This window comes from Streptomyces gobitricini (assembly GCF_039532985.1).
Classification (GTDB): Bacteria; Actinomycetota; Actinomycetes; order Streptomycetales; family Streptomycetaceae; genus Streptomyces; species Streptomyces gobitricini.
In genome coordinates this window covers 56,231-81,856 of the sequence record NZ_BAAASR010000027.1, presented here as the reverse complement: position 1 = coordinate 81,856, position 25,626 = coordinate 56,231, and the positions used below count along the sequence as shown (strand labels likewise).

20 protein-coding genes and 1 pseudogene are annotated in these 25,626 nt (G+C 73.3%); 5 read left to right on the top strand and 16 right to left on the bottom strand.

The genetic code is table 11. From position 1 onward, the window contains the following. Positions 1-13: 13 nt before the first annotated feature. Genes ABD347_RS23570 through ABD347_RS23560 form a run of 3 tightly spaced genes read right to left on the bottom strand, consistent with a single transcriptional unit; the run spans position 14 to position 3,251 of the window. Entirely contained in the window at positions 14-943 is a 930-nt protein-coding gene (locus ABD347_RS23570; protein ID WP_344364682.1) for a carbohydrate ABC transporter permease, read from the bottom strand. Next, the gene (locus ABD347_RS23565) at positions 940-1,914 is read right to left on the bottom strand and encodes a carbohydrate ABC transporter permease (protein WP_344365021.1); all 975 of its coding nucleotides are present in this window, start codon (positions 1,912-1,914) and stop codon (positions 940-942) included. Before ABD347_RS23565 ends, ABD347_RS23570 begins: the two co-directional genes overlap by 4 nt. Before the next feature lie 26 nt (positions 1,915-1,940). Further along, on the bottom strand, positions 1,941-3,251 hold the full coding sequence (locus ABD347_RS23560) for an ABC transporter substrate-binding protein (RefSeq protein WP_344364680.1): 1,311 nt from the start codon (positions 3,249-3,251) through the stop codon (positions 1,941-1,943). A 212-nt stretch (positions 3,252-3,463) separates the two neighbouring features. Here ABD347_RS23560 and ABD347_RS23555 point away from each other — a divergent pair, with 212 nt between their 5' ends. Together ABD347_RS23555 and ABD347_RS23550 are read left to right on the top strand one after the other, a co-directional pair. Beyond that, positions 3,464-5,485 carry a beta-galactosidase gene (locus ABD347_RS23555; protein WP_344364678.1) on the top strand — a complete coding sequence of 674 codons (2,022 nt, stop codon included), beginning with the start codon at positions 3,464-3,466 and terminating at the stop codon, positions 5,483-5,485. Positions 5,486-5,559: 74 nt separating this feature from the next. Further along, positions 5,560-7,110 (top strand): glycoside hydrolase family 53 protein, encoded by a 1,551-nt coding sequence (locus ABD347_RS23550; RefSeq protein WP_344364676.1) that lies wholly within the window; start codon positions 5,560-5,562, stop codon positions 7,108-7,110. Positions 7,111-7,225: 115 nt separating this feature from the next. On the opposite strand, the gene thpD is transcribed toward ABD347_RS23550, so the two are convergent. The 4 genes from thpD to ectA form a co-directional block, all read right to left on the bottom strand. Beyond that, entirely contained in the window at positions 7,226-8,101 is an 876-nt protein-coding gene (thpD, locus tag ABD347_RS23545; protein WP_344364673.1) for an ectoine hydroxylase, read from the bottom strand. A 3-nt stretch (positions 8,102-8,104) separates the two neighbouring features. Then, the gene (locus tag ABD347_RS23540) at positions 8,105-8,503 is read right to left on the bottom strand and encodes an ectoine synthase (RefSeq protein WP_344364670.1); all 399 of its coding nucleotides are present in this window, start codon (positions 8,501-8,503) and stop codon (positions 8,105-8,107) included. Positions 8,504-8,535: 32 nt separating this feature from the next. Then, positions 8,536-9,804 (bottom strand): diaminobutyrate--2-oxoglutarate transaminase, encoded by a 1,269-nt coding sequence (gene ectB, locus ABD347_RS23535; RefSeq protein WP_344364668.1) that lies wholly within the window; start codon positions 9,802-9,804, stop codon positions 8,536-8,538. Positions 9,805-10,009: 205 nt separating this feature from the next. After that, positions 10,010-10,555: a diaminobutyrate acetyltransferase gene (gene ectA, locus ABD347_RS23530; RefSeq protein WP_344364665.1), complete on the bottom strand. Its 546-nt coding sequence runs from the start codon at positions 10,553-10,555 to the stop codon at positions 10,010-10,012. A 624-nt stretch (positions 10,556-11,179) separates the two neighbouring features. Between ectA and ABD347_RS23525 the strand changes: the two genes are divergently transcribed. Then, the gene (locus tag ABD347_RS23525; protein ID WP_344364663.1) at positions 11,180-12,151 is read left to right on the top strand and encodes a LysR family transcriptional regulator; all 972 of its coding nucleotides are present in this window, start codon (positions 11,180-11,182) and stop codon (positions 12,149-12,151) included. A gap of 4 nt (positions 12,152-12,155) precedes the next feature. Here the strand turns inward: ABD347_RS23525 and ABD347_RS23520 are convergent, their stop codons facing one another. Next, positions 12,156-13,259 (bottom strand): pyridoxal-phosphate-dependent aminotransferase family protein, encoded by a 1,104-nt coding sequence (locus tag ABD347_RS23520; protein ID WP_344364660.1) that lies wholly within the window; start codon positions 13,257-13,259, stop codon positions 12,156-12,158. A 91-nt stretch (positions 13,260-13,350) separates the two neighbouring features. On the opposite strand from ABD347_RS23520, the gene ABD347_RS23515 reads away from it, so the two are divergent. Beyond that, the gene (locus tag ABD347_RS23515) at positions 13,351-14,436 is read left to right on the top strand and encodes an amidohydrolase family protein (RefSeq protein WP_344364658.1); all 1,086 of its coding nucleotides are present in this window, start codon (positions 13,351-13,353) and stop codon (positions 14,434-14,436) included. Here ABD347_RS23515 and ABD347_RS23510 read toward each other — a convergent pair. Next, a complete protein-coding gene (locus tag ABD347_RS23510; protein WP_344364655.1) occupies positions 14,426-14,992 on the bottom strand; it encodes a GNAT family N-acetyltransferase in 567 nt (188 codons plus the stop codon). The two genes, ABD347_RS23515 and ABD347_RS23510, sit on opposite strands and share 11 nt — an antisense overlap. Beyond that, complete coding sequence (locus ABD347_RS23505; RefSeq protein WP_344364653.1) at positions 14,979-17,042, bottom strand: penicillin acylase family protein; 2,064 nt, start codon at positions 17,040-17,042, stop codon at positions 14,979-14,981. The genes ABD347_RS23510 and ABD347_RS23505 overlap by 14 nt, the downstream gene beginning before the upstream one ends. Positions 17,043-17,376: 334 nt before the next feature. Between ABD347_RS23505 and ABD347_RS23500 the strand changes: the two genes are divergently transcribed. After that, entirely contained in the window at positions 17,377-18,339 is a 963-nt protein-coding gene (locus ABD347_RS23500; protein ID WP_344364651.1) for an SCO1860 family LAETG-anchored protein, read from the top strand. A 154-nt stretch (positions 18,340-18,493) separates the two neighbouring features. Here the strand turns inward: ABD347_RS23500 and cobC are convergent, their stop codons facing one another. From cobC to ABD347_RS23470, 6 genes and pseudogenes are all read right to left on the bottom strand, one after another. Further along, complete coding sequence (gene cobC, locus ABD347_RS23495) at positions 18,494-19,561, bottom strand: Rv2231c family histidinol phosphate aminotransferase CobC (protein WP_344364648.1); 1,068 nt, start codon at positions 19,559-19,561, stop codon at positions 18,494-18,496. Between the two features lie 108 nt (positions 19,562-19,669). Next, positions 19,670-20,050, bottom strand: a pseudogene (locus ABD347_RS23490) (cobalamin biosynthesis protein); the annotation flags it as partial. Positions 20,051-20,055: 5 nt separating this feature from the next. Further along, complete coding sequence (locus ABD347_RS23485; RefSeq protein WP_344364646.1) at positions 20,056-21,474, bottom strand: cobyrinic acid a,c-diamide synthase CobB; 1,419 nt, start codon at positions 21,472-21,474, stop codon at positions 20,056-20,058. Next, positions 21,468-22,076 (bottom strand): cob(I)yrinic acid a,c-diamide adenosyltransferase, encoded by a 609-nt coding sequence (gene cobO / locus ABD347_RS23480; RefSeq protein WP_344364643.1) that lies wholly within the window; start codon positions 22,074-22,076, stop codon positions 21,468-21,470. Before cobO ends, ABD347_RS23485 begins: the two co-directional genes overlap by 7 nt. Beyond that, complete coding sequence (locus ABD347_RS23475; protein ID WP_344364641.1) at positions 22,076-24,118, bottom strand: putative cobaltochelatase; 2,043 nt, start codon at positions 24,116-24,118, stop codon at positions 22,076-22,078. The genes cobO and ABD347_RS23475 overlap by 1 nt, the downstream gene beginning before the upstream one ends. Then, on the bottom strand, positions 24,115-25,626 hold the full coding sequence (locus ABD347_RS23470) for a cobyric acid synthase (RefSeq protein WP_344365019.1): 1,512 nt from the start codon (positions 25,624-25,626) through the stop codon (positions 24,115-24,117). The genes ABD347_RS23475 and ABD347_RS23470 overlap by 4 nt, the downstream gene beginning before the upstream one ends.

Below are 25,626 nucleotides of genomic sequence, written 5' to 3'. Positions count from 1 at the left end.
CCCCTCGGTGTCATCAGGACTTTACGGCCCCGGACAACAGGTCCAGGCTCCAGAAGCGCTGGATGACCAGGAAGAGGGCGATGAGCGGGACGACCGCCAGCAGGGCGCCGGTGATCACCAGCGTGTAGAGCGCCGGGGTCGCGGAGCCCTGCGCGAGCAGGGTGTAGAGCCCCACCGTCATCGGGAACTTCTCGTCGTCGCCGAGCATGATGTAGGGCAGCAGGAAGTTGTTCCAGATCGCCACGAACTGGAAGAGGAAGATGGTGACGAGTCCCGGCGACATCATCGGGACCGCGACTCGCAGGAAGATCCGCCATTCGCCCGCTCCGTCCACGCGGCCCGCCTCCACCAGTTCCATGGGGATGGCGGCCTGAGCGTAGATCCGGCCGAGGTACACGCCGTACGGGGAGAGGACCAGCGGCAGGAGCACGGACAGGTACGTGTCCGCCATGCCGGCCTCCGCCAGCAGCAGGTACTGCGGGATGGCGAGGATGACCGGCGGCATCAGCACACCCGCGAGCAGGACGTTGAAGACGGCTTCGCGCCCCCGGAAGCGGTAGACCGCCAGCGCGTAGCCGGAGACCGCCGACACGGCCGTGGACAGGAGGGCGCCGAAGCCCGCGTAGAAAGCGGAGTTGGCCATCCACCGCCAGTAGATCCCGTCGCGGTACGCGCCCAGGTCGGCCAGGTTGTCGGTGAAGCCGCTGCCCGGCAGGAACGTGAAGGTGGAGAACAGCTCCGTGCCGGACTTGGTGGACGCCACCAGCACCCAGGCGACCGGCAGCAGGCAGTACACCGCGCCGAGCAGCAGGGCCGCCGTGGGCAGCAGGGCGGTCCGGCCGGGGCGGCGGGCCCGGACGGGCGGCGGGCCCTGGGAGGTGCCCGGGGCGGTGCCGGCGGCCGGTGCGGCCTTGCGCCTCGGGGGAGCGGTGAGGTCGGTCATCGAATCCGTCCCTGCTTCCTTCCGGAGCCGGAGGCCCCGGAGTCGGAGGCCCCGGAATTGGAGGCCCTCAGAAGGCCGAACGACAGCACGAAGGTCGCGGCGGCGAGGACGACGGCGGTCGCCGACGCCGCGTACACGTTCCCGCCCACGAAGGCGTCGTTGTAGACCTTCATCAGCGGGCTCCACGTGGTGGGGATCCCGTTGGTCAGCGGCCGCAGGGTGGTCGGCTCGCTGAAGACCTGGAGCGTCGCGATGATCGAGAAGAAGAAGGTCAGAACGAGCGACGGCGCCACCATCGGGATCTTGATCCGCAGCGCGATCTGGAGCGGGGTCGCGCCGTCCAGCTTCGCCGCCTCGTACACCTCCGCCGGGATGGATCGCAGCGAGGTGTAGATCACGATCATGTTGAAGCCGGTGCCGCCCCACACGGCGATGTTCGACAGCGCCAGGAACAACGGCCCGCCGTCCAGCAGGTCCGGCCGGGGCAGCCCCAGTTCCCCCAGTACGTAGTGGAACGGGCTGACGTCCGGCAGGTACAGGAACCCCCACAGCATCGCCGCGACCACGCCGGGGATGGCGTACGGAAGGAAGATCGCGAGCCGCGAGAAGGACCGCGCCCGCACCCGCTCGGTGTCCAGCAGCAGTGCGAACAGCAACGCGAGCCCCAGCATCACGGGGACGACGATCGCGCCGTACCCGAGGATGCGCAGCGCTCCGCGGCCGAGCTCGGAGTCGGTGAGCGCGGCGGTGTAGTTGGCCAGGCCCGCCCACACCTCCTGGCGGGCGCCGCTGCCCAGGCCGAGGCCCTTGACCTCGATCCTGTGCAGGCTCAGCCAGATCGCGTAGCCGATGGGCAGCGCGAAGAAGACGGCGAAGAGCAGCCCGGCGGGAAGGAGGAACAGGTAGGGCGCGCTCCGTACGCGCCCGCGGGTGGCGCCGGGGGAGGGGTGGGCGCGCGGGGCGCCCGCCACCCCGCGTGCCGTGCGGCGGGTACCGGTCACGGGGCGACCTCGAAGCCCTGCTGCCGCAGGTCCGCGACCGTGGCGTTCCGCATCGCCGTGAGGGCCGCGCCGAAGTCGGACTTGGCCTTGGCGGCCCTGCCGAACTCGTCCTTGAAGGCGGTGTACGCGACGTTGACGTTCGGGCCCCAGGCGGCGGGCGCGGTGGTCTCGGCTATCGCGGCGGCACGGGTGTAGAAGTCCGGCTGGTTGGCGAAGAACGCGGGCGGGGCGGCGAGCGCGCCACCGGACTGGGCGGCGGTGGCGGCCGGGTAGACGCCGCTCTCCCGCACCAGCGCGGCCAGTGCCTCGGGGTCGGTGTTCAGCCAGGTGGCGAACTCCGCCGCGGCCGCCTTGTGCCGGGAGTCGGTGGTGACGGCCGTGGTGGAGCCGCCCCAGCTGCCGGTGGCGTTCGCGCCCCTGGTCCACTGCGGGAGGGGAGCCATGGCCCACTTGCCCTTGGTGTCGGGCGCGGCGGTGGTGAGGGTGCCGGGCGCCCACACCGCGCTCACCCAGGCGATCTGCTCGCCCGTGTTGAGCGCCTTGTTCCAGGCCGGGGTGTACATCGGCTGGTTGTCGATGGCGCCCTCCTTGACGAGGCCGCCCCAGAAGCCGGCGACCTTCCTGGTGGCCGCGTCGTCGATGCCGACCTTCCACTTCTCGCCCTCGGTCGTCCACCACTTGGCGCCCGCCTGCTGGGCGAGCCCGGCGAACAGGCCGGAGTCGTTGGCGGAGAAGGTCGTCAGCGCCTTGTCCGGGGCCTTCTTCTTCAGCGCGCGGGCGGTGGCGGCGAACTCCTCCCAGGTGGTGGGGACCTTCAGCCCGTACTGCTCGAAGAGGTCGGCCCGGTAGTAGAACATCATCGGCCCGGAGTCCTGGGGCAGCGCGTACACCGCGTCGGTGCCGAGGGTGACCTGCTGCCAGACGCCCGGGGCGAACGCCTTCTCGGCGTCGCCGGCCTCCCCCGAGATGTCGGCGAGGGCGTCATTGCTGACCAGGGTCGGCAGCGCCTGGTACTCGGCCTGGACGAGGTCGGGGGCCTGGTGCGCCTTGGCCGCCGTGATGATCTTCGTGACCAGGTCGTCGCCGGAGGCCTGCTTCTTCACCGTGACGGTGACGTCCGGATGCTTCTTGTTCCACAGCGCGGCGACCTTGTCCATGCCGGGCGCCCAGGCCCAGTACGTCAGCGAGACGGGGCCGGACGCGGTGTCCCCGCCGTCGTCGGACGACCCGCAGCCGGTGAGGGCGGTCGCGCCGAGGACGACGGCGGTGGCGATGGCGGAAAGGCGGCGGCGCAGCGCGTGCGGCATGGGGGCTTCTCCCTGACCGAGGGGGCGGCCTCCGCCATGGTGGGAGGCCTGCCATGCTTCTGTGAGCGTTCACAGTAGAGAAACATCCCGGACACTTGTCAATGGTTGATGCTGTGCGGTTATGTTGCGTTCCGGCGGCGCTGGTGTGTGTGTACGTTCCCACTTGCTTGGTACGCCGTCGGAAGTTTTCCCGAGGAATCAGGAGAAACCACATGCCGGAGACCACTCCCAGCGGCTTGCACGGGCTCGCCTACGGTGGGGACTACAACCCCGAACAGTGGCCGGAAAGCGTCTGGCAGGAAGATGTCAGGCTGATGCGCGAGGCCGGTGTCACCATGGTCAGCGTCGGCATCTTCTCCTGGGCGAGACTCGAACCCGAGCCCGGCACCTACGACTTCGGCTGGCTCGACCGGATCCTCGACCTGCTCCACGACCACGGCATCCGCGCCGACCTCGGCACGCCCACCGTCGTCCCGCCCGCCTGGTTCTACCGCGCCCACCCCGACGCGCTGCCCGTCACCCGCGAGGGCACCCGGTACGCCTTCGGCTCCCGCGGCGCCATCTGCCACAACTCACCGGCGTACCGGGCCGCCGCCGCCGGCATCACCGAGCAGCTCGCCCGCCGCTACGGCGCCCACCCGGCCCTCGCCCTCTGGCACGTCCACAACGAGTACGGCGTCCCCGTCAGCGCCTGCTACTGCGACACCTGCGCCGACCGGTTCCGCCACTGGCTCGACGCCCGCCACGGCTCCGTCGAGGCCGTCAACGAGGCCTGGGGCACCGCGTTCTGGGGCCAGCACTACACCTCGTACGACCAGATCGACCCGCCCCGCGCCACGCCCACCGTCGGCAACCCCGCACAGGCCCTCGACTACCGGCGCTTCGCCGACGCCACCATGCGCGAGAACTTCCGCAGGGAACGGGACATCCTGCACCGCCTGGCGCCCGGCGTCCCCGTCACCACCAACTTCATGACCGCGCTCAGCCAGTGCGACAGCGTCGACTACTGGGCCTGGGGCCGCGAGGTCGACCTCGTCACCAACGACCACTACCTGATCACCGACGGCCGCCGCACCCACGTCAACCTCGCCATGGCCGCCGACCTCACCCGGTCCGTCGCCGGCGGCGCCCCCTGGCTGCTGCTGGAGCACTCCACCAGCGGCGTCAACTGGCAGCCCCGCAACCCCGCCAAGCGCCCCGGCGAGATGGCGCGCAACTCCCTCGCCCACGTCGCGCGCGGCTCCGAGGGCGCCATGTTCTTCCAGTGGCGCCAGTCCCGGCGCGGCGCCGAGAAGTTCCACTCCGCGATGGTGCCGCAGGCCGGAACCGACTCCCGCGTCTGGCGCGAAGCCGTCCGGCTCGGCGCCGACCTCGGCGCACTCGCCGGACTGCGCGGCACCCGGACCGTCGCCGACGCCGCCATGGTGTGGGACTGGCACTCCTGGTGGGCGCAGAACCTGGAGTGGCGCCCCAGCGAGGACCACGACGCCCGCGAGCGCGCCGACAGCTTCTACGAGACCCTCTACGACCGGCACCTGACCGTCGACTTCGCCCACCCCGAGGCCGACCTGTCCGCCCACCCGCTGGTCGTCGTCCCGGCCCTGTACCTCGCCACCGAGGCGGCAGGCCGCAACCTGCGCTCCTACGTCGAGAACGGCGGCACTCTCCTCGTGTCGTACTTCTCCGGCATCGTCGACGAGCACGACGCCGTCCACCCCGGCCCGTACCCCGGCGCGCTGCGGGACGTGCTCGGCCTCACCGTCGAGGAGTGGTCGCCGCTGGGCGAGGGCGAGACGGTACGGATCGCCGAGCAGGCCGGGGACAGGACGCTGACCGGCGACGTCTGGACGGAGTTCGTCGTCCCGCGCGGCGCCGAGACCGTGTGGACGTACGCCGACGGGCCCGCCGCCGGCCGCCCCGCCGTCACCCGCCACCGCCTGGGCAAGGGCACCGCCTGGTACGTCTCCACCCGCCTCGCCCCGTCCGCCCTGGACGTCATCACCGGCGCGGCCTGCGAGGACGCCGGCATCGCACCGCGCACCGGCCTGCCCCACGACGTCGAGGTGGTGCGCCGCACCGGCGACGCCGGCACCTACCTGTTCGCCCTCAACCACACCACCGCCGACGCCGAGGTGCCGCTGGACGGCCCCGGCACCGAGCTCCTCGGCGGCGAGCCCGTCACCGGGCGCCTCGCCGTCCCGGCGGGCGCGGTCCGCGTCGTCCGGCTCGCCTGACCCGCCCCCTCACGCACGCACCGCCCCCCCCACGCACCGCCCCACCGTCCGACACATCGTCGAAGGGACACGACATGTACGGCACCACCAGAGCGGCAGCGGCCGCCGTCACCGCCGCCGCGGGCCTGGTCCTCGCCGGATTGCCGGCGACCACGGCCACCGCCGCCGCCACACTCACCAACCCGGGCTTCGAAAGCGGGTCCACCGGCTGGTCGGCCTACTCGCCCACCGGCCGGAACAGCGCCTCGTTCACCGAGGCCGGCGGGGCGAGCGGCAGCACCCGGCTCTCGCACTGGGCGTCCACCGCCTACAAGGTGGAGACCTACCAGTACCTGTCCGGTCTCACGGACGGCGCGTACACGCTGAGCGCCCGCGTCCGTTCGAGCGGCGGACAGAACTCCGCGTACATCGCGCTGCGCAACTGCGGCAGCCCCGAGCAGCGCACCGACCTGCCGCCCACCCCGAACGGCGCCTGGATCCGGATCGTCACCTCGGTCAGGGTCACCGGCGGCCAGTGCACGGTCAGCCTCAACTCGGACGCGCACGCGGGACAGTGGGCCAACTTCGACGACGTCACCTTCACCCGCGGGACGACCGGCCTCGCGGTCAAGGGCGGCGACCTGTCGACGCTCCCGAAGAACGAGGCGTTCGGAGCGTCCTACCGGTACGCGAACGGCACCAGCGGCGACGCGATGACCGTCCTGAAGTCCGCCGGCATGAATCACGTACGCCTGAAGGTGTGGGTGAACCCCGCCGACGGCTACAACAACAAGGCCAAGGTCCTCGCCATGGCCAAGCGCGCCAAGGCCCAGGGCATGAAGCTCCTCGTGGACTTCCACTACTCGGACACCTGGGCCGACCCGGGCAAGCAGTACAAGCCCGCGGCCTGGTCCTCGCACACGTACGAGCAGCTGAGGAAGGACGTGTACGACCACACGTACGACGTCCTCGGCGCGCTCGAGGCGCAGGGGACCACCGCAGACATGGTGCAGATCGGCAACGAGCTGAACGCCGGCATGCTGTGGGAGGAGGGCCGCACCTCGAACTGGGCGCAGCTCGCCGGGCTGCTGACGTCCGGCGCGAACGCCGCCAAGGCCGTGTCACCGGCCACCCAGGTGGCCCTGCACCTCGCGAAGGGCGGCGACAACGCGGGCACCCGCTGGTGGTTCGACCAGGCCGTCGCGTACAAGGTGCCCTTCGACGTCATCGCCCTGTCGTACTACGGCTACTGGCACGGGCCGCTCTCCGGCCTCCAGGCCAACCTCGACGACGTCGCCGCCCGGTACGGCAGGCCGGTGCTGGTCGCGGAGACGGCGTACGCGCACACGCTGGCCAACGACGACTCCCTGGAGAACAACGTCGCCACCGCGGACACCCTGGCGCCGGGCTACCCGGCCACCCCGGCCGGCCAGGCCGCGAACCTGCGGGACGTGATGAACGTCGTGGAGGCGGTGCCCCACGGCCGGGGCCTCGGCGTCGTGTACTGGGAGCCCGCCTGGACGGCCGTCACGGGCAGCGGATGGGACCCGGCCGACCCGGCGTCGGGCAACGCCTGGGAGAACCAGGCCCTGTTCGGCTACGACGGCAGGCTGCTGCCGGCGGCGAACTGGTTCCGCCACCGCTGACGGCGGCCGCCGAAACGCGGCCCGGCCTCACGTCCGCGCCCGCCGAAACGCGGCCCGGCGCCGCGAGGGGCGGGACCCCACCCGGGTCCCGCCCCTCGCGTAGCTGCCCGTCGTGTCACCGCACGGGGGTGAAGTCCCGTGCGCCGATGAACTCGGGCCGCCGGATGGGGGCCGCGAACGGCTCCACCGCCGTGTTCTCCACGCTGTTGAAGACGATGAAGACGTTGCTCCGCGGGAACGGGGTGATGTTGTCGCCCGAGCCGTGCATGGCGTTGCAGTCGAACCAGGTCGCCGAGCCCGCCTTACCGGTGAACAACCGGATGCCGTGCGCGTCCGCGAACTTGGTCAGCGCCTCGTCCGACGGCGTGCCCGCGTCCTGCATCTGCAGCGACTTCTTGTAGTTGTCCTTCGGCGTCTCGCCCGCGCAGCCCAGGAACGTCCGGTGCGACCCCGGCATGATCATCAGGCCGCCGTTGGTGTCGAGGTTCTCGGTCAGCGCGATCGACACGGACACGGTCCGCATCCGCGGCAGGCCGTCCTCCGCGTGCCAGGTCTCGAAGTCGGAGTGCCAGTAGAAGCCCGAGGCGCCGAAGCCCGGCTTCACGTTGATCCGCGACTGGTGGACGTACACGTCCGAGCCGAGGATCTCGCGCGCCCGGCCCACCACGCGCTCGTCGCGCACCAGGCGTGCGAAGACGTCGCTGATCCGGTGGACCTCGAAGACCGACCGCACGTCCTGGGACTTCGGCTCGATGATCGAGCGCTCGTCGGCACGGATCGCCGGGTCGGTGACGAGCCGGTCGAGCTCGGCGCGGTAGACGGCGACCTCGTCCTCGGTGATCAGCTGGTCGACGGCGAGGAAGCCGTCACGCTCGAACGACTCCAGCTCCGGGGTGAGCGGTCCCCAGACCACCGGGTCCTGCCGGGGCGTGACGACCTCGGACGTGCCTCGGGTGGGGTACAGGTCCTGCAGTGTCGTGGTCGTCGTCATGGTTCAGCCCTCCTCGGTGAGCAGTGGGTAGACGCCGTTCTCGTCGTGGTCCTCCCGCCCGGTGACGGGAGGGTTGAACACGCATACGCACCGGAAGTCGGTCTTCGGGCGCATGGTGTGGCGCTCATGGCCGTCCAGCAGGTACATCGTGCCGGGCTCGATCCAGTGGGTCTCGCCCGTCTCGTCGTTGGTCAGCTCGGCCTCGCCCTCGACGCACAGCACGGCCTCGATGTGGTTGGCGTACCACATCGAGGTCTCCGTCCCGGCGTACAGGACGGTCTCGTGCAGCGAGAAGCCGACCTTCTCCTTGGCGAGCACGATGCGCTTGGACTCCCAGGTGCCGGAAGCCGCCTTGACATGGCGCTCGGTGTTCTCGATGTCCTTCAACGATCGGACGATCACGGTGGTGCAACTTCCTTTCGTACGGGGAGGATTCAGGCGGTCTCGCGGACCGCGCGGGCCAGCGTCCGCAGCCCTTCGTCCAGCTCGTCGGGTGTGATGGTCAGCGGGGGCAGCAGCTTGACGACCTCGCTCCGCGGGCCCGAGGTCTCCAGCAGCAGACCGAGCTCGAAGGCGCGGGCGCAGACGGCGGAGGCACGGGACTTGTCGGTGAACTCCATGCCCCAGACCAGGCCCCGGCCCCGGTAGTGGGCGCCGTAGGCGGAGTTCTCGTCGCAGATGGCGAGCAGCGCCTGCTCGACCTGCTCGCCCCGGGCGATGGTCTGCTTCTCCATCTGGCCGTCGGCCCAGTAGCTGTCCAGCGCGGCGGTGGCGGTCACGAAGGCCGGGTTGTTGCCGCGGAAGGTGCCGTTGTGCTCACCGGGACCCCACACGTCCAGCTCGGGCATGAACAGGCAGAGCGACATCGGCAGGCCGTAGCCGCTGATGGACTTCGACAGGGTGACGATGTCGGGGGTGATGCCCGCCTCCTCGAAGGAGAAGAAGGCCCCCGTGCGACCGCAGCCCATCTGGATGTCGTCGACGATCAGCAGCATGTCCTGCCGGTCGCACAGCTCCCGCAGCGCGCGCAGCCACTCGGGCCGCGCGACGTTGATGCCGCCCTCGCCCTGCACCGTCTCGACGATCACCGCGGCCGGCTTGTTCAGCCCGGAGCCCTGGTCCTCCAGGAGACGCTCGAACCAGAGGAAGTCCGGCACCCGGCCGTCGAGGTAGTTGTCGAAGGGCATCGGCGTGCCGTGCACCAGCGGGATGCCCGCCCCGGCGCGCTTGAAGGCGTTGCCGGTCACCGCGAGCGAACCCAGCGACATGCCGTGGAAGGCGTTGGTGAACGACACGATCGACTCGCGCCCCTTCACCTTGCGCGCCAGCTTCAGCGCGGCCTCCACCGCGTTGGTGCCCGTCGGGCCGGGGAACATCACCTTGTACGGCAGGTCGCGCGGCCGGAGGACCACGTTCTGGAAGGACTCCAGGAACGCGCGCTTGGCGGTCGTGGCCATGTCGAGGCCGTGGGTGATGCCGTCACGCTCGATGTAGTCGAGCAGCGCGCGTTTCAGCACGGGGTTGTTGTGCCCGTAGTTGAGTGAGCCGGCGCCGGCGAAGAAGTCGAGGTAGGAGTGTCCGTCCTCGTCCGTGAGGCGTGCGCCCTGGGCGCGGTCGAACACCGCGGGCCAACCGCGGCAGTAGCTGCGCACCTCCGACTCAAGGGTCTCGAAGACACTCAGGGCGGGCGGGGTGATGGTCACAGCGGTTCGTCTCCTCGGTGGGGAAGTCTGGGGTGTACGTGTCAGGCGGCGTGCGGGCGGTGGGACGCTCGGGCGGGCCGGACGCTGCTCGGGCGCGTCCGGCGCCCCGGTGCCGTACGGCGTTCCGGTCTCCGACGCTCCGACCCTCCGGCCACCGGCGCGCGCGCATGAGGCGCTCAGGCTCCGGGGCGCGGGCCGTGGGGCGTCAGGCGATCGGGCCTATGCGGTAGAGCACCTCGGGCTCGTGCGTCCCCTCGGGGAACAGCCCGCCGTCGAAGAGCACCTCACGCTCCAGGGACGCGCCCCGGCGCTCGGCGTACGACGTGAAGAGCCGGTCGGACGCGGTGTTGTCCGGCGTGATGGTCGTCTCCACGGTGTGGACGCCCTGCCCGGCGACGCGGGTGGTCAGCGCGTCCAGCAGCACACCGGCCAGTCCCCGGCCGCGGTGCGCGTGATCCACGGCGACCTGCCAGACGACGAGGGTCTGCGGGCGCTGTGGCCTGATGTACCCCGTGACGAAGGCGATCGGCTCCCCGTCGGCGCCGCGCGCCACCAGGGACGTGGCGGCGAAGTCGCGGCACCACAGCAGATAGCTGTACGAGGAGTTGAGGTCGAGCACCTCGGAGTCGCGGGCGATACGCCATATCGCGGCTCCGTCCTCCACTCGTGGCGTGTCGATACCGATGGCCGGTGCGGCCGGTCGGTGGAATTCGTTTCGGGCACCTGCAAGGTCTGCTTGTGCGGCGGTCATGCGGATTGAATTTACCCAGCAATTTCTTAAATTGCATCGGCGCGAGGGGTTGGGTGAGCGCCTGGCATGTGTTATCGCGCGGGCGCGAGTTCAGCCGAGGGGTGCCCGTCGAACGCCGCCTTTTGCCCGGATATATCCGGGCAAAACGGCCGCCATGTGGATTCGATCACAGTCTTACAACGGGCTTGACGCGTGTCCGGATTGCCGGTTGGGCCGTTATCAAATCTCTGTGTTTAACCTCGTTGAAACGGGGCAGGAGAAGGCGGGGAGCTACTCCCTATAAAGCACTCGCCGATATTCCATTATCAATGCCGATTCTTTATTTTCGTGACGTGGGCGTCATGTCGCGCCGGGGGAACCGCCTCCGCCGCGAGGCGGCCCGCCGGAAAAGGCCGCCGCCTTCGTACCGGCAGCCCCCGCCCGCCCCCTTCCGGCGGCCCGCCGTCACCGCCGGATGAGTCGTTCCTCCCTCCTGGCCCGTACCTGTGTTTCGACGCCGGGTCCGTGCCGGAATCACGTACCTGTCGGGAACACGTGCCGGTGGTGACCGGGAAGAAGACGCGACCCGGAAGCGGTTGACCGGGGCAGCGATCGTCAACGGTGACGGATGGGGGGGACCAGGCAGTGGAACTGCGTCAGCTGGAGTGCTTCGTCGCGGTCGCCGAGGATTTCGGCTTCGACCGGGCCGCCGAGCGGTTGCACACGGCCCCGGCCTCGGTGACCCGGCGGATCGCCCGCCTGGAGAGGCGGCTGGGGCTGCGGCTGTTCGACCGCGCCTCCCGGCACGTTCGGCTCACCGCCGCGGGTGAGCGGCTGCTGCCCGAGGCCCGCGCCGCGCTCGCCGCGGCGGCCCGGGTCCGGGACACCGCGGCGGGGATCACCGCCGGGACGGACGGGCTCGTACGGCTCGGCACCCCCCGGGCCTTCGCCGACCGCGTCTACCGCGCCGTCGACACGCTGGCCGCCCGCCGGCCCGGACTGCGTGTCCGGCTGGAGCGGGCGCCCCAGGAGGCCCGCCTCGCGGCCGTACGCACCGGGACGTTCGACGCCGCCCTCGTACGCACCGTGCGGCACGCCGAAGGGGTGGTCCTGCACCCGCTCTGGACGGACCCGCTGATCGCCGCGCTGCCCACGTCCCACGCGGCGGTGCTCGGCCTCACCGACGACGAGCCCCCGAACCTCGACCGGCTGGCGCGGCTGCCCCTGCGGCTCGCCCCGCGCGCCGCCGACCCCGCCTTCCACGACCTGGTGACGGCCCTGCTCCCGCACTGGACGCCCGGACCGCCGTTCACCACCCTCCAGGACACGCTCACCGAGCTGGCCGCGAACCCCGACCCGTCCTGGACGCTGTTCCACCCGGTGGGGCCGCTGCCGCCGGCCGGCCGGATCACCTTCCGCGCCCTGCCCGGCCTCGCGGTCCCCGTCTCGCTGGCCGTCCCGGCCGGGCGCCCGCTCGCCCCGCCGGTGAAGGCCCTGCTCGACGCGCTGGCCGCCACCGGCGCCGCCCCGCGCGGCCCCTGGGCCACGGTTCCGAGCACGACCACGCCGGTACGCGTGGCCCCTCGCACCGGGGCGGTCACCCCGGTGCCCCGGTGACGGGTCACGCCCAGGCTTCGGCGACCGCCCGCCGCGCGGCCCCGACGTCCACCGCCGCGCCGGTCAGCCGGCCCAGGGCGGCGCCGAGCGCCACCACCGAGGCCTCCACTACGGCGCGGTCCGCGGCCGCCCCGTAGTGGTTCACCCGCACCATCCCCCCGGCCAGCGCCCCGCCGCCCGCGGCGAGCGGCAGCGACGGGTTGGCGGCCAGGGCGGCGGCCACCAGCCCGGAGGCGTCCACCCCGGCGGGCGTGCGCAGCGTCGTGGCCACCGGGGCGGCGTCCCTCGCCTCGTGCACGTATGGCTCCAGCCCGCCGCCGAGCGCGAGCGCACCCGCGCGGGTGGCCGCCGCGGCCGACGCGTGGCGGGCCATCACCGTGTCCAGCCCCTCCGCCTCGATCCGCTCCAGGCACGCCTCCAGCGCCAGCATCTCCAGCTGCGCGGGGGCGTGCGGCAGCGCCTTGCGGCCGCCGTCGATCCATCGCTCCTTCCAGTCCAGGAGGGAGAGGTACGAGCGGCGCGGGGCCGCCGGGTTCGCCGCGAACCGCTCCCACGCGCGCGTGCTGACCGATACGGCCGAGACACCGGCCGGGCCGCCCATCGCCTTCTGCGCGCCGACGACGCACAGGTCCACGCCCCAGGCGTCCGGCAGCACCGGCTCGGCGCCGATCGAGGCCACCGCGTCCAGGTGGAACAGCGCGCCGTGTGCCCGCACCACCTCACCGATCTCCGCGACCGGGTTGGTGTTGCCGGTCGCCGCCTCGGCGTGCACCAGCGACACGAAGTCGATCTCCGGGTTCCGCTCCAGCGCCCCGGCGACCCGCTCGGCGGTCACCGCCGTGTGGAACGGCACGTCGAGGTCGACCACCGTCGCGCCGCAGTCGCGCAGCCAGTCGCCGAAGGTCTGCCCGTACGGTCCGGTCACCACGTTCAGCGCCGTCGAGCCGGGCCGCGCGCCGCTCCGGATACAGCCCTCCAGCGGCAGCAGCGCCTCGCCCTGCGTGATCACCACGTCCTGCTCGGTGGCCAGCAGGGCGGCCACGCGCCGCTCGATCGCCGCGAAACGGTCGGCGGTCAGCGGGGCCAGGTCGAGAAAAGGGTGCGTCACGGGGCTCGTCACGGGGCGTGTCACGGGGCTCTCTTTCTTCACGTACGGACTGCTTGGCCGAGGGTACTTCCGCCCTCGTAGAGTGCTCGGCATGAGCGCGGTGCTGCATGTGACGGGGCGGGTGCTGGTGGGCCCGGAGGACGTACGGGACGAGCTGTGGGTGGTCGACGGGCGGGTCACCCACGACCGGCCGTCACGCGCCGACGACGTCCGGACGGTGCGGGGGTGGGCGCTGCCCGGGCTGGTCGACGCGCACTGCCACGTCGGCCTCGACGCCCACGGCGCCGTGGACGCGGCCACCAGCGAGCGGCAGGCGCTCACCGACCGGGACGCGGGCACCCTGCTGATCCGGGACGCCGGGTCCCCGGCGGACACCCGCTGGATCGACGACCGCGACGACCTGCCGAAGATTATCCGCGCCGGCCGGCACATCGCCCGCACCCGCCGCTACATCCGCAACTACGCCCATGAGATCGAGCCCGCCGACCTCGTCGCGTACGTCGGCCGGGAGGCCCGGCGGGGCGACGGCTGGGTCAAGCTGGTCGGCGACTGGCTGGACCGCGAGACGGGCGACCTGGGCGCCTGCTGGCCGCGCGCCGAGGTCGAGGCGGCCATCGCCGAGGCGCACCGGCTGGGCGCGCGGGTCACCGCCCACTGCTTCGCCGAGGACTCGCTGCGGGACCTCGTCGAGGCCGGCATCGACTGCGTCGAGCACGCCACGGGCCTGACCGAAGACACCATCCCGCTGTTCGCCGAGCGCGGTGTGGCGATCGTGCCGACGCTGGTCAACATCGCCACCTTCCCGAAGCTCGCCGACGGCGGAGCGGCCAAGTTCCCCCGCTGGGCCGACCACATGCGGCGGCTGCACGAGCGCCGGTACGACACCGTGCGCTCCGCGTACGACGCGGGCGTCCCCGTCTTCGTCGGCACCGACGCCGGGGGCTCCCTGGCGCACGGCCTGGTCGCCGCGGAGGTCGCCGAACTCGTCAGGGCCGGCATCCCGCCGCTGGAGGCCCTGTCGGCGACGTCCTGGGGGGCCAGGGCATGGCTGGGGCGGCCCGCCCTGGAGGAGGGCGCCCCGGCCGACCTGGTGGTCTACGACGAGGATCCGCGCGCGGACGTCCGCGTGCTCGCGGCGCCGCGGCGGGTGATCCTCGACGGCCGCGTCATCGGGTGAAGAACAGCAGCCGGGCGCGCTTCTCGGCGATGTGGACCTCGGGGAGATCGACCTCCGGCAGCACCACCTCCGGGCCGGGCTCGAAGCCGCCGCGGACCAGCAGCGCGATCGCCTTCTCGTTCGCGGCGTCCGGCTCGGCGACGATCCGCTCGCGGCCGGACAGCGCGTACGAGACGAGCACGGACATCAGGTGCGTGGAGAAGCCCCGCTCGGGCGCGTCCGCCGGCGCGATCAGCAGATGGACGCCGATGTCGCCCGGACGGACGTCGTAGCACTCGCCGACCCGGTCGGCCTCCGGCTCGTACGTCTGGAAGAGCGCGACCGGCACGCCGTCGCGGTACGCCAGGAACGCGTGGTGCGTGGTGAGCGAGTCGAGGTGCGTGTAGATCTCCCGTACGTCGTCGACGGTCGCCTCCCGCATGCCCCAGAACCGGGCGCGCTCCTCGCCGACCCAGCCGTGCACCAGTTCCGCGTCACGCGCCGGGTCCAGGCGGGCGAGACGGACCGTCCCGAAGCCGTCGACGGTCTGTTCGTGCACGTACTCAGTCGTGGTCATGGTGTTCCTCGTGCTCCTCGGTGAGCTGGTTCCAGTCGGTGACGACGGGGACGAGTCCGCCCCGCAGCCACAGGGGCAGTTGGTCACGCCGGTGCGGGTCGCCGGGGACGCCCGAGGCGCCGAACGGCACCACCCACAGGCTGTCCTCGCGGCGGGCCAGGTCCCAGACGTAGCGGGCGGCGGGGCCGCGGGCGCTGAGGTCCGTGACGCCCGGGACGCTGGAGGTGGACAGCACGCAGTCGTGGTCGCCGTCCAGGCCCGGCCACGACTCGGCGGGGTCGGGCAGCGCGGCCCAGGGCGCGAGGCGGTGCGTGGCGCCCCAAGGCTCCGCCGGAGGGGCCGCGGCCACCTCCTCGACGGCGGCGCGGACCGCCGCCAGCCGGTCGGCCTCCGGGACCGGCCCGCCGGTGAGCAGGGTCTCCAGGGCGTAGGCGACGCGCGGGACCAGGGCCAGCCAGGGCTGGAAGAGCGCCGGGTACGCGGGGGGTTCGGCCAGCACGGCGAGCGCGGGGTGCGCGGCGAGACGGCGCACGACCGCGCCGCGCACGGCCGCGAAGACGGCCGCGTCCGTGCTGCCGGCCGCCATACGGCGGTTCCAGCACAGCAGCCGGTCGCGCAGCTCGCGGGCCTCCAGGCTCAGGTCGGCGAGTCCGGCCACGAGGGACAACAGGGGCCGCGCCGAGGCCAGATGGGTGTCCGTGTGGACCGCCGCCATCTCGGGCCCGGTCCAGTCCTTCCGCTCGTTCAGCAGGTGGGCGATCCGGTCGGCCCGGTGCGGTGGCGCGAATTCGACGCCCAGCGGGCTCGCCAGCCCTCGCGCGTTGGCCATCACCGCCACGTCGCCGACCGGTTCCCGGGGCATCGGCTGATGGGCGCCGCGCCACTCGTGGCCGGGCTCCCAGGCCGGGACGGTCCGCAGCCGGTTGTCGGGGTGGCGCAGCGGGACGTGCCCGGCGGCGCGGTGGAGGGTGCCGCCCGCGGTGTCGGCCGCCTGGACGACGTTGACCGGCTCCACCCAGGGGTCGAACGCCCGGTCGACGTCGTCGACGGTGCGGGCGGCGAGCAGCGCGGGCAGGGTGGCGAAGCCCAGCCGGCGCGTGACCCGGGGCGGGTGGCGCAGGCTGATCGTGCCGTCCGGCCCGTCGATGATCACGGGCCCGCGCTCGGTCTCGATCACCTCGACCTCGACCGGCTCGGCGCCCTTCACCTCGATGGTCTCGGTGTGGGCGCGGGCGGCCGCCCAGCCGTCCGGGCCCAGCGCCTCGACGCCGCGGCCGTCGTCGCCGGTGCGTCGCAGCCGCTCCCGGTACAGGTCCTGGTAGTCGGCCATGGCGTTGGTGATGGCCCAGGCGACCGTGCCGGTGTGCCCGAAGTGGGCCATGCCCGGCACGCCGGGGACGGCGAGCCCGACGACGTCGAACTCCGGGCAGGCGAGGCGGATCTGCTGGTACACGCCGGGCGCCTCGATGAAGCGGTGCGGATCGCCCGCGATGAGCGCGGCCCCGGTGGCGGTGCGGTCGCCGGTCACCAGCCAGCCGTTGCTGCCGGCGGTGCCGGGGGCGTCGGTGGCGAACAGCCCGGCGTACTCCTCGCCGAGCCGGCGGGCGACGTGGTCGCGCCACAGCTTGGTGGGGAAGCCGGCGAAGAGGATGTGCGTCGAGAGCCACACGGCGAGCGGTGTCCACGGCTCCCACCGGCCGGGGGCCAGTGCGGTGGCGGCGAATTCGGGGGAGCGGCGGGCGCCGGCCGCGAGCCCGGCGTTGACCCCGTCCACATAGGCGCACACCCAGGTACGGGTCGGTTCGTCGAGCGCCTCGAAGCAGCGGCGGGCGGTGTCGGCCAGGCGGGCGCGGCGGGCGAAGACGTCCCACTCGACGGCGTCCGCCCCCAGGAAGGCGGCCGTCGTGCCCTGCGCGCGGTGCCGCTCGACCTCCAGCTGCCAGGCCCGGTCCAGGGCGGTGGTGCGGCCCTGGGCGTGGCTGAGTTCGAGCGCGTCGGCCGCGCGGAGATGCGGGATGCCCCAGGTGTCCCGGTAGACCTCGATACTCACTCTTGTCCCGATCTCTTTAGGTTAGGCTTCCCTAACTTAAGTCACGGTCGCGCGAGAAGCAATCCGGGTGGTGTGTTGACGCGCCGTGACGATCGCGCGCCGCCTGTCGTTGACACCTTTCGCCGATGTCGTGCGACGGGAGGGGATGCGGCGAACGTCTGTGCCGGAAGAATCGAATATGGGAACGGAAACCCCCCTTTGGGGTGAACTCGCGTCAGGTGCACGCCAGTTCACTCTCCGTGCGTAAGGATTCCCGTGTCCCGCGTCGCACCGCTCATGCGTTCCCCATGGGCCGGGCCGGCGACGCCATGTCTTCTGTGGGGGTTCCACCACCGTGAACAGCAACACCTTGCGCCTGCCCACCCGCCGCCGCGCCCTCGCCGCGGCCGTCGTCGCGGCGCTCACCGCCGGGCCCGTGCTCCTCGTCGTGCCCGCGGCGCAGGCCACCGGGGGAGAGGGGCGCGCGAGCGCGGTCGTCCTCCGTACCGACCTGGACATCGCCCTGCTGAACAAGGCCGTGCACGTGCCGCTCACCGCCACGCTCAACGAGGTCCAGGCGCCCGCGAGCGCCCGCAGGACGGCGCTCACCGTCACCCTCGACGGCGTCGAGCAGGGCAGGCCGGTCAGCGTCCTCAAGGCCGACGTCGCCACCGCGCAGGCCACCGCGGACGGGCGCGCCGCGGAAGGGCGCACCGAACTCGCGCACGCCAAGGTCCACCTCCCCGGGCTGCCGCTGCTGTCCCTGATCGAGGTCGAGAAGGTCACCTCCCGCGCGTTCTGCGAGGCCGGCGAGCAGCCGGTCGCCGAGGCGAACCTCCTCGGCAGCGTCACCGTCCTCGGCAAGCGCGTCACGCTCACGACCGGCGGGCCGACGAACGTCGACGTCCCCGGCGTCGGCGAGGTGACGCTCGACCTGTCGCGGACCCGCACCACCTCCCGTACCGCCGCCGCCACCGCCCTGGCCCTCAAGGTGTCGGTGAACCCGCTGAAGGCGAACGTCGCCGACGTCACCGGCACGGTCACGCTCGCCGAGGCCACCTGCGAGGCCCCGAAGGCGCCGCCGAAGACCGCGGCCACCCCCGCCGCAGAGGAGCCCGTGGGCGAGGAGCCCGCGGCCCGGAAGCCCGCCGACGTGCGCGCCCAGTCGGCCGCAGAGCCGTCGGAGGCCAACCTCGCCGAGACCGGCGGGAGTTCGCTGACGCCCTACCTCGCGGGCGGCGCCCTCGCCCTGCTCGCCGCGGGCGCGGGAGCCCTGACCCTCACCCGCCGCGCCCGCGCGGCCCGGGAGCGCGGCTGACCCCCCGGTGCACGGTGTTCCCCGGGAACGCCGTGCACCGAGCACCGCTCGGCGCCTCCGCGGCACCGCCGGCGAACGCACAACACCCAGCGCAGGGCGCGCCGTCGTCGCCACCGTCGCCGCCGTGACCGTCGTCGGGGTGGGCCGACGCGTTTCAGCGTCCTCCCGCGTTCCCCGCCATCACCAGCGCCTGGTCCAGGGCCTGGAGGAACCGGTTCGTCGTCACCCGGTCCCGGACCGCGAGCCGCAGCCACTGCGGGCCCAGCCCCGGGAACGTGTCGCCGCGCCGCGCCGCGAACCCCAGCGACCGCAGCCGCTCCCGCACCACGTCCGCCCCCTCCATGCGGACCAGCACGAACGGACCCTCCGCCGCCGTCACCGTCCGCACCTCCTCGAACTCCGCCAGCCCCGCCAGCAGATGGGCCCGCTCCACCGCGATCCGGTGCGCCGCGTGCTCCGCCTCCGCCAGCGCCGCCCGTGACATGCACGCCTCGGCGGCCGCGAGCGCCGGCGACGACACCGGCCACAACGGCTGCGCCCGCTCCAGCGCCGCCACCGTCGCGGGCTCGGCCAGCACGTAACCGACGCGCAGCCCGGCCAGGCCCCACGTCTTGGTGAGGCTGCGCAGCACCACCAGCCCCGGCACGTCCGACCGCCCCGCCAGCGCCTCCCGCTCACCGGGCACGGCGTCCATGAACGCCTCGTCCACCACCAGCGTCCGCCCCGGCCGCGCGAGCCGCGCCAGCAGGGCCGCCGGGTGGAGCACCGACGTCGGGTTCGTCGGATTGCCGACCACCACCAGGTCGGCGTCCTCCGGGACCGCCTCCGGGTCCAGCCGGAAACCGTCCTCCTCCCGCAGCAGCACGCGCCGCACCTGGTGCCCCGCGTCCCGCAGCGCCGCCTCCGGCTCCGTGAACTGCGGGTGCACCACCACCGGTCGCCGCGCCGGCAGCGCCCGCGCCAGCAGCACGAACGCCTCCGCGGCCCCGGCCGTCAGCAGAACCCGTTCGGTGGGCAGATCGTGCCGCGCCGCCACGGCGACCCGCGCCGCCCGCCCGTCCGGGTAGGCCGCGAGCCCGGTCAGTGAGGCCGCGATCCGTTCCCGCAGCCAGTCGGGCGGGGTGTTGGCCCGGACGTTGACCGCGAGATCGGTCAGCTTCTCGTCCCGGACCTCCGCGTCACCGTGGTGCCGCAGATCGTGAGTGTCGGTGTGCGTATACATGGCCGCCAGCGTGTGGGTGAAGTGGGGGGTGGGGGACGGGAGACGCGAGGTCTCCCGGTAGCGCTCCATGAACAGGGTCTAACACTCCGGTGTCTCCCCACCGGTGTACCCGTGACCCACATTCAACAATCGCCTGCGCGCCACCGCACATGTCACCCGCTCCTTCGCCCACGTCCGCTTCGGTACGAGCAGTTCGCCGCCGCCCGCCAGCGCCGCCGCCTCCGCCACCGACGGCGTCCCGGCGGCGGCCAGCACCGCGTCCGACGGATGCGGTACGGCGACCTGCGCCAACTCCCGTGCGGGGTAGGTGCGCAGCGGGATCCCCAGCCGCGCGGCCGCCGCGACGATCCCCGGCTCACCCGCCTTGGAGTCGACGGTCGCCAACTCGCCCGCCGCGGACGCGGGCAGCCCCGCCTCCCGCAGCGTCGCCCCGATCAGCGCGAGCACCGCGGGGGCGGACACCCCCCGCCCGGCCCCCACACCGACCACCACCGTCACGGCGCGCCGGACCCCGCCCCGGACGCGGCCCCGGACCCCACGCCGGACCCAGCGCCGACGGCCCCGGACCCCGCGCCGGACTCCGCGCAGTGCCGCACGAACCGCCGCGCCGTCTCCGGCACCGCCGCCCAGTGCGTGTGCACGTAACTCGCGTGCACACCGCCCTGGACGAAGCCCTCCAGCCGCCTCACCGGCTGCCGCAGCCCCCACGCGGGCGCCACGCCCGCGCCCGGCTCGATCACCGTGCGGTGGAACTCGTGCCCCCGCATCCGCGTCCCGGCCGCCGCCAGCGGACTGTCGCCTACCGCCACCGCGTCCCGGTACCCCAGCGTCAGCCGCTGCGACATCCGCGCCTCCGCGTCCAGGACACCGCACATCGGCTGTCCGTCCAGCGACCGCGCCAGATACAGCAGCCCCGCGCACTCGGCGGCGATCGGCGCCCCGGCCGCCGCCAGTCCGGCGACCGCCTTCCGCAGCCGCTCGTTGGCCGACAGCTCGGCCCCGTACATCTCCGGGAACCCGCCGCCGATCACCAGACCACGCGTCCCCTCGGGCAGTTCCTCGTCCCGGAGCGGATCGAACGGCACGACCTCCGCCCCGGCGGCGGTCAGCAGCTCGGCGTGCTCCGCGTACGAGAACGTGAACGCCGCGCCCCCGGCGACGGCGACGACCGGCCGCCCGCCGACCGGTTCCAAGGACGGCTCCCAGGGCGCGTCCGGCAGCACGGGCGCCGACCGGGCCAACGCCAGCAGCCCTTCCAGGTCGCACCCCGCCCGCACCTGCTCGGCCTGCGCCGCGACCGCCTCCACGGCCGCCGCCTGCCGCTCGGCGACCGGCACCAGGCCCAGGTGCCGTGACGGCGTCGACACGCCCGGCGCCCGCCGCAGCACTCCCAGCACCGGCACGCCCGACCCGCCCAGCGCCTCCCGCAGCAGGTGCTCGTGCCGGTCGGTGGCCACCTTGTTGAGGATCACCCCGCCGATCCGCACCTCCGGGTCCCAGGACGCGAACCCGTGGACCAGCGCGGCCACCGACCGGGACTGCGACGAGGCGTCCACCACCAGCACCACCGGCGCCTTCAGCAGCTTCGCCACCTGTGCCGTGGACGCCAGCTCGCCCTGGTCGGCGGCACCGTCGTACAGGCCCATCACGCCCTCCACGACGGCCAGGTCGCAGCCGCGCGAGCCGTGCGCGAAGAGCGGCGCGATCAGGTCCGTACCGCACATGTAGGCGTCGAGGTTGCGGCCCGGGCGGCCGGTGGCGAGCGCGTGGTAGCCCGGGTCGATGTAGTCGGGGCCGACCTTGTGCGGGGACACGGCGAGACCACGGTCGGCGAACGCGGCCATCAGGCCGGTCGCGACCGTGGTCTTGCCCGCGCCCGAAGACGGCGCGGCGATGACGAGACGTGCTACCACTCGATGCCCCGCTGGCCCTTCTGACCCGCGTCCATCGGGTGCTTGACCTTCGACATGTCGGTGACGAGGTCGGCGAACTCGCACAGCTCGGCGGGCGCGTTGCGGCCGGTGATCACCACGTGCTGCTGACCGGGCCGGTTCCGCAGCACCTCGACGACCTCGGCGGTGTCGATCCACCCCCAGTGGAGCAGGTACGCGAACTCGTCGAGGACGTAGAACTTGTACTTCTCCCCGGCGAGGTCCCGCTTGACCTGCTCCCAGCCCTCACGCGCCTTGTCCTCGTGCGACTGCTCGCCCTCGGCGACCTCGCGCTGGATCCAGGACCAGCCCTCGCCCATCTTGTTCCAGGTGACGGTCCCGCCCTTGCCGGTCTCGCCGAGCGCCTTGAGGGCGTTCTCCTCGCCGACCTTCCACTTGGCGGACTTGACGAACTGGAAGACCCCGATCGGCCAGCCCTGGTTCCAGGCGCGCAGCGCCATGCCGAAGGCGGCGGTCGACTTCCCCTTGCCGACGCCCGTGTGCACCATCACCAGCGCGCGGTTGCGCCGCTGGCGGGTGGTGAGTCCGTCGTCCGGTACGACGGTCGGCTGTCCCTGCGGCATTAAGCGGCCCTCCCGGTAGTTGCTCTGACATCCCTGACGAGACCCGCGATGGCGTCCGCCCGCAGTTCGTCGAGTGTGACGGCGGTGCCGCCGAGGTTACCGGCCAGTTCGGCGGCCATCCCCAGCCGTACCAACCCGGTCTCGCAGTCCACGACCACGGACGCGGTGCCCTCCGCCGCGTGCAGCCCGGCCGCCCGCGCGGCGAGCGCCACGGGCTCCGGCCCGCCGGTCGCCCGGCCGTCCGTGACGACGACCAGCAGCGGGCGGCGCGCGGGGTCGCGCAGCCGCTCCACCCGCAGTACGTCGTGCGCTTTGAGCAGCCCGGCCGCGAGCGGGGTGCGCCCACCGGTCGGCAGCTGCTCCAGGCGGGCGGCGGCCGCGTCGACCGACGACGTGGGCGGCAGGGCGAGATCGGCCGACGAGCCCCGGAAGGTCACCAGCCCGACCTTGTCGCGCCGCTGGTAGGCGTCGAGCAGCAGTGACAGCACGGCACCCTTCACCGCGCCCATCCGCTGCCGCGCCGCCATCGAACCGGACGCGTCCACCACGAACAGCACCAGGTTCCCCTCGCGCCCCTCGCGCGTCGCCTGCCGCAGATCGTCACGCCGTACGACCAGCCCGGGCCCCGACCGGCCGCGCGCCCGCTGGTGCGGTGCGGCGGCCTGCACGGTCGCCGCCAGGTGCAGCTTGGTCAGCGCGCCCCGAGGGCGCCGCGCCCCGGTCGTCCTGCCGTGCTCGGTACGCGCGCGGGAACGCCGCCCCGCCGCGCCCTCGCCCAGGCCCGGCACGCTCAGCACCTTCGTGCGGAACGGCTCGGCGGCCTTGACGGGCGCCTGCTCGCCCCCGCCGGGGCCGGGCGCGGGAGCCGGGGCGGGCGACTCCTCCGGCGCGGCGGACTCGCCGTCCTGCCCGCCGTCCTGCTCACGGTCCGGTCCACCGTCCTGCTCGCCGCCCTGCGGGGGCACGCCGCCACCGCCGGGACCGCCACCAGGGCCGTCCGGGCCCGGGTCCGGGTCGTCGTCCCCGCCCCCGAACTCCTCCAGCGTCTCGTCCAGCTTGTCCTCGTCGAGCCCCGGCGCGTCGAAGGGGTTGCGCCTGCGCCGGTGCGGCAGCGCCAGCAGCGCCGCCTGCCGCACGTCGTCGGACGTGACGTCCGTACGCCCCGCCCAGGCGGCCAGCGCCGTCGCCGTACGCGCCATCACGATGTCGGCGCGCATGCCGTCCACCTCGAACGCCGCGCAGGTCGCCGCGATCTGCCGCAGCGCCGCGTCCCCCAGGGCCACTCCGGGCAGCAGCGCCCGCGCCGCCACGATCCGCTCGCGCAGCGCGGCCTCCTCGCCGGCCCACCGCGCCGCGAAGCCGGCCGGGTCGTCGTCGAACGCCAGCCTGCGCCGCACGACCTCCACCCGCTGCTCGGGCTCCCGCGAGGCGGCCACCTCCACGGTCAGCCCGAACCGGTCGAGCAACTGCGGCCGCAGCTCGCCCTCCTCCGGGTTCATCGTCCCCACCAGCAGGAAACGCGCCGCGTGCCGTACGGAGACGCCCTCACGCTCCACGTACGAGGCGCCCATGGCGGCCGCGTCCAGCAGCAGGTCCACCAGGTGGTCGTGGAGGAGGTTCACCTCGTCGACGTAGAGCACGCCCCGGTGGGCGTCCGCCAGCAGACCGGGCTCGAACGCCTTCACGCCGTCCGCGAGCGCCCGCTCGATGTCCAGCGCGCCCACCAGCCGGTCCTCGGAGGCGCCCACGGGCAGTTCGACCATACGGGCGGGCCGGCGCACCGCCTCGGCGACGGTGTGCGGCCCGTCCGGGCAGCCGGGGTCGGGGGATCCGGGCGCGCAGGAGAAGCGGCAGCCCGCGACGGTGTCCACGTCCGGCATCAGGGCGGCGAGGGCGCGGACGGCCGTCGACTTGGCGGTGCCCTTCTCACCGCGTACCAGGACGCCGCCGACGGCCGGGGACACCGCGTTGAGCAGCAGCCCGAGCCGCAGGTCCTCCTGCCCGACGATCGCGGTGAAGGGGTAGTGGGGTGCGTTGCTCATGAAGGCGCTCCGGGTGCGATGAAGGGAAGTCCTGTGGGCGGGCCCTGCTCGATGAGCTTCCATAGCGCGTCCGTGTCCGCGTGTTCCTCGATCAGGTCGCCGAGCCGGTCCAGCTGCTCCTCGCGCAGCGCGCCGAAAGACGTGTCCGGCGCCGGGACGAAACGTCTCCCGGCGGCCCGGGCCACCTCGCGCAGGAACGCCCGGCGGAAGCCGTCGCTCTCCAGCGAGCCGTGCCAGTGGGTGCCCCACACGGCCCCGACGCGGCAGCCGTCCAGGAACGGTTCGCCCCCCTGCACGTCCGCGACGCCGTGGTGGATCTCGTACCCCTCGACCCGCTCGCCGAGAGCCTCGCCGACCGGCCGGGCGAGCGTCTTCTCCGGCGCGAACCGGACGCGCACCGGCAGCAGGCCGAGCCCGGTGACCTCGCCCGCCCGCGACTCGACCTCGTCCTCGATGTGGTCGCCCAGCACCTGGAACCCGCCACAGACGCCGAGCACCGGACGGCCCTCGGCGGCCCGCCGGGTGATCGCGTCCGCGAGGCCCCGCTCGCGCAGCCACGCCAGCGCCTTCACCGTCCCGCGGGTGCCGGGCACGACGACCAGGTCGGCGTCGACGAGCTCCTCGGGCCGGTCCACGAAACGCACGACCACGCCCGGCTCGGCGGCCAGCGCGTCGACGTCCGTGAAGTTGGACATCAGCGGTACGGCGCAGACGGCGACCCGCAGCACGTCCTCGCCGACCGGCGGCGCCACCACCGACTCGCGGACGGCGCCGCGCATCGAGACCCGCAGCCCGTCCTCCTCGTCGATGCCGAGGCCGTGCGCGTACGGCAGGACACCGAACGTCCGGCGCCCCGTCAGGCCCAGCAGCATGTCGAGGCCCGGCTCCAGCAGCGTCACGTCGCCCCGGAACTTGTTCACCAGGTAGCCCGCGACCAGCTCCTGGTCCTCGGGCGCCAGCAGCGCCGTCGTCCCGAAGAACTGCGCGAAGACCCCGCCCCGGTCGATGTCGCCGACCACGACCACCGGGAAGCGCGCGGCCCGCGCGATGCCCATGTTGACGATGTCGTTGCGCCGCAGATTGATCTCCGCCGGGCTGCCCGCACCCTCGCAGATGACCGCGTCGTACGTGTTCCGCAGCTCCTCCAGGCACTCCACCACCGTGCCGAGCAGCGCCTGCTGCCGTCCGCCGTGGTAGCCGCGCGCACTCAGCTCACCGACCGGCCTGCCCATCAGCACGACCTGGCTGGAGCGGTCACTGCCCGGCTTGAGCAGCACCGGGTTCATCAGCGCGGTCGGCTCGACGCGCGCCGCCTGCGCCTGCATGGCCTGCGCGCGCCCGATCTCCGCGCCCTCGCGCGTGACGAACGAGTTCAGGGACATGTTCTGCCCCTTGAACGGCGCGACCTTCACGCCCTGCCGTACCAGCCAGCGGCAGATGCCGGCCGTGACGACGCTCTTGCCCGCGTCGGACGTGGTGCCCGCGACGAGCAGCCCCCCGCCGTTCAT

Coding starts and splice junctions, on each gene's coding strand:
- ABD347_RS23570 (WP_344364682.1), bottom strand. CDS start 943: ATGACCGACCTCACCGCTCCCCCGAGGCGCAAGGCCGCACCGGCCGCC.
- ABD347_RS23560 (WP_344364680.1), bottom strand. CDS start 3,251: ATGCCGCACGCGCTGCGCCGCCGCCTTTCCGCCATCGCCACCGCCGTC.
- ABD347_RS23555 (WP_344364678.1), top strand. CDS start 3,464: ATGCCGGAGACCACTCCCAGCGGCTTGCACGGGCTCGCCTACGGTGGG.
- ABD347_RS23550 (WP_344364676.1), top strand. CDS start 5,560: ATGTACGGCACCACCAGAGCGGCAGCGGCCGCCGTCACCGCCGCCGCG.
- thpD (WP_344364673.1), bottom strand. CDS start 8,101: ATGACGACGACCACGACACTGCAGGACCTGTACCCCACCCGAGGCACG.
- ectA (WP_344364665.1), bottom strand. CDS start 10,555: ATGACCGCCGCACAAGCAGACCTTGCAGGTGCCCGAAACGAATTCCAC.
- ABD347_RS23515 (WP_344364658.1), top strand. CDS start 13,351: ATGAGCGCGGTGCTGCATGTGACGGGGCGGGTGCTGGTGGGCCCGGAG.
- ABD347_RS23510 (WP_344364655.1), bottom strand. CDS start 14,992: ATGACCACGACTGAGTACGTGCACGAACAGACCGTCGACGGCTTCGGG.
- cobC (WP_344364648.1), bottom strand. CDS start 19,561: ATGTATACGCACACCGACACTCACGATCTGCGGCACCACGGTGACGCG.
- cobO (WP_344364643.1), bottom strand. CDS start 22,076: ATGCCGCAGGGACAGCCGACCGTCGTACCGGACGACGGACTCACCACC.
- ABD347_RS23475 (WP_344364641.1), bottom strand. CDS start 24,118: ATGAGCAACGCACCCCACTACCCCTTCACCGCGATCGTCGGGCAGGAG.
- ABD347_RS23470 (WP_344365019.1), bottom strand. CDS start 25,626: ATGAACGGCGGGGGGCTGCTCGTCGCGGGCACCACGTCCGACGCGGGC.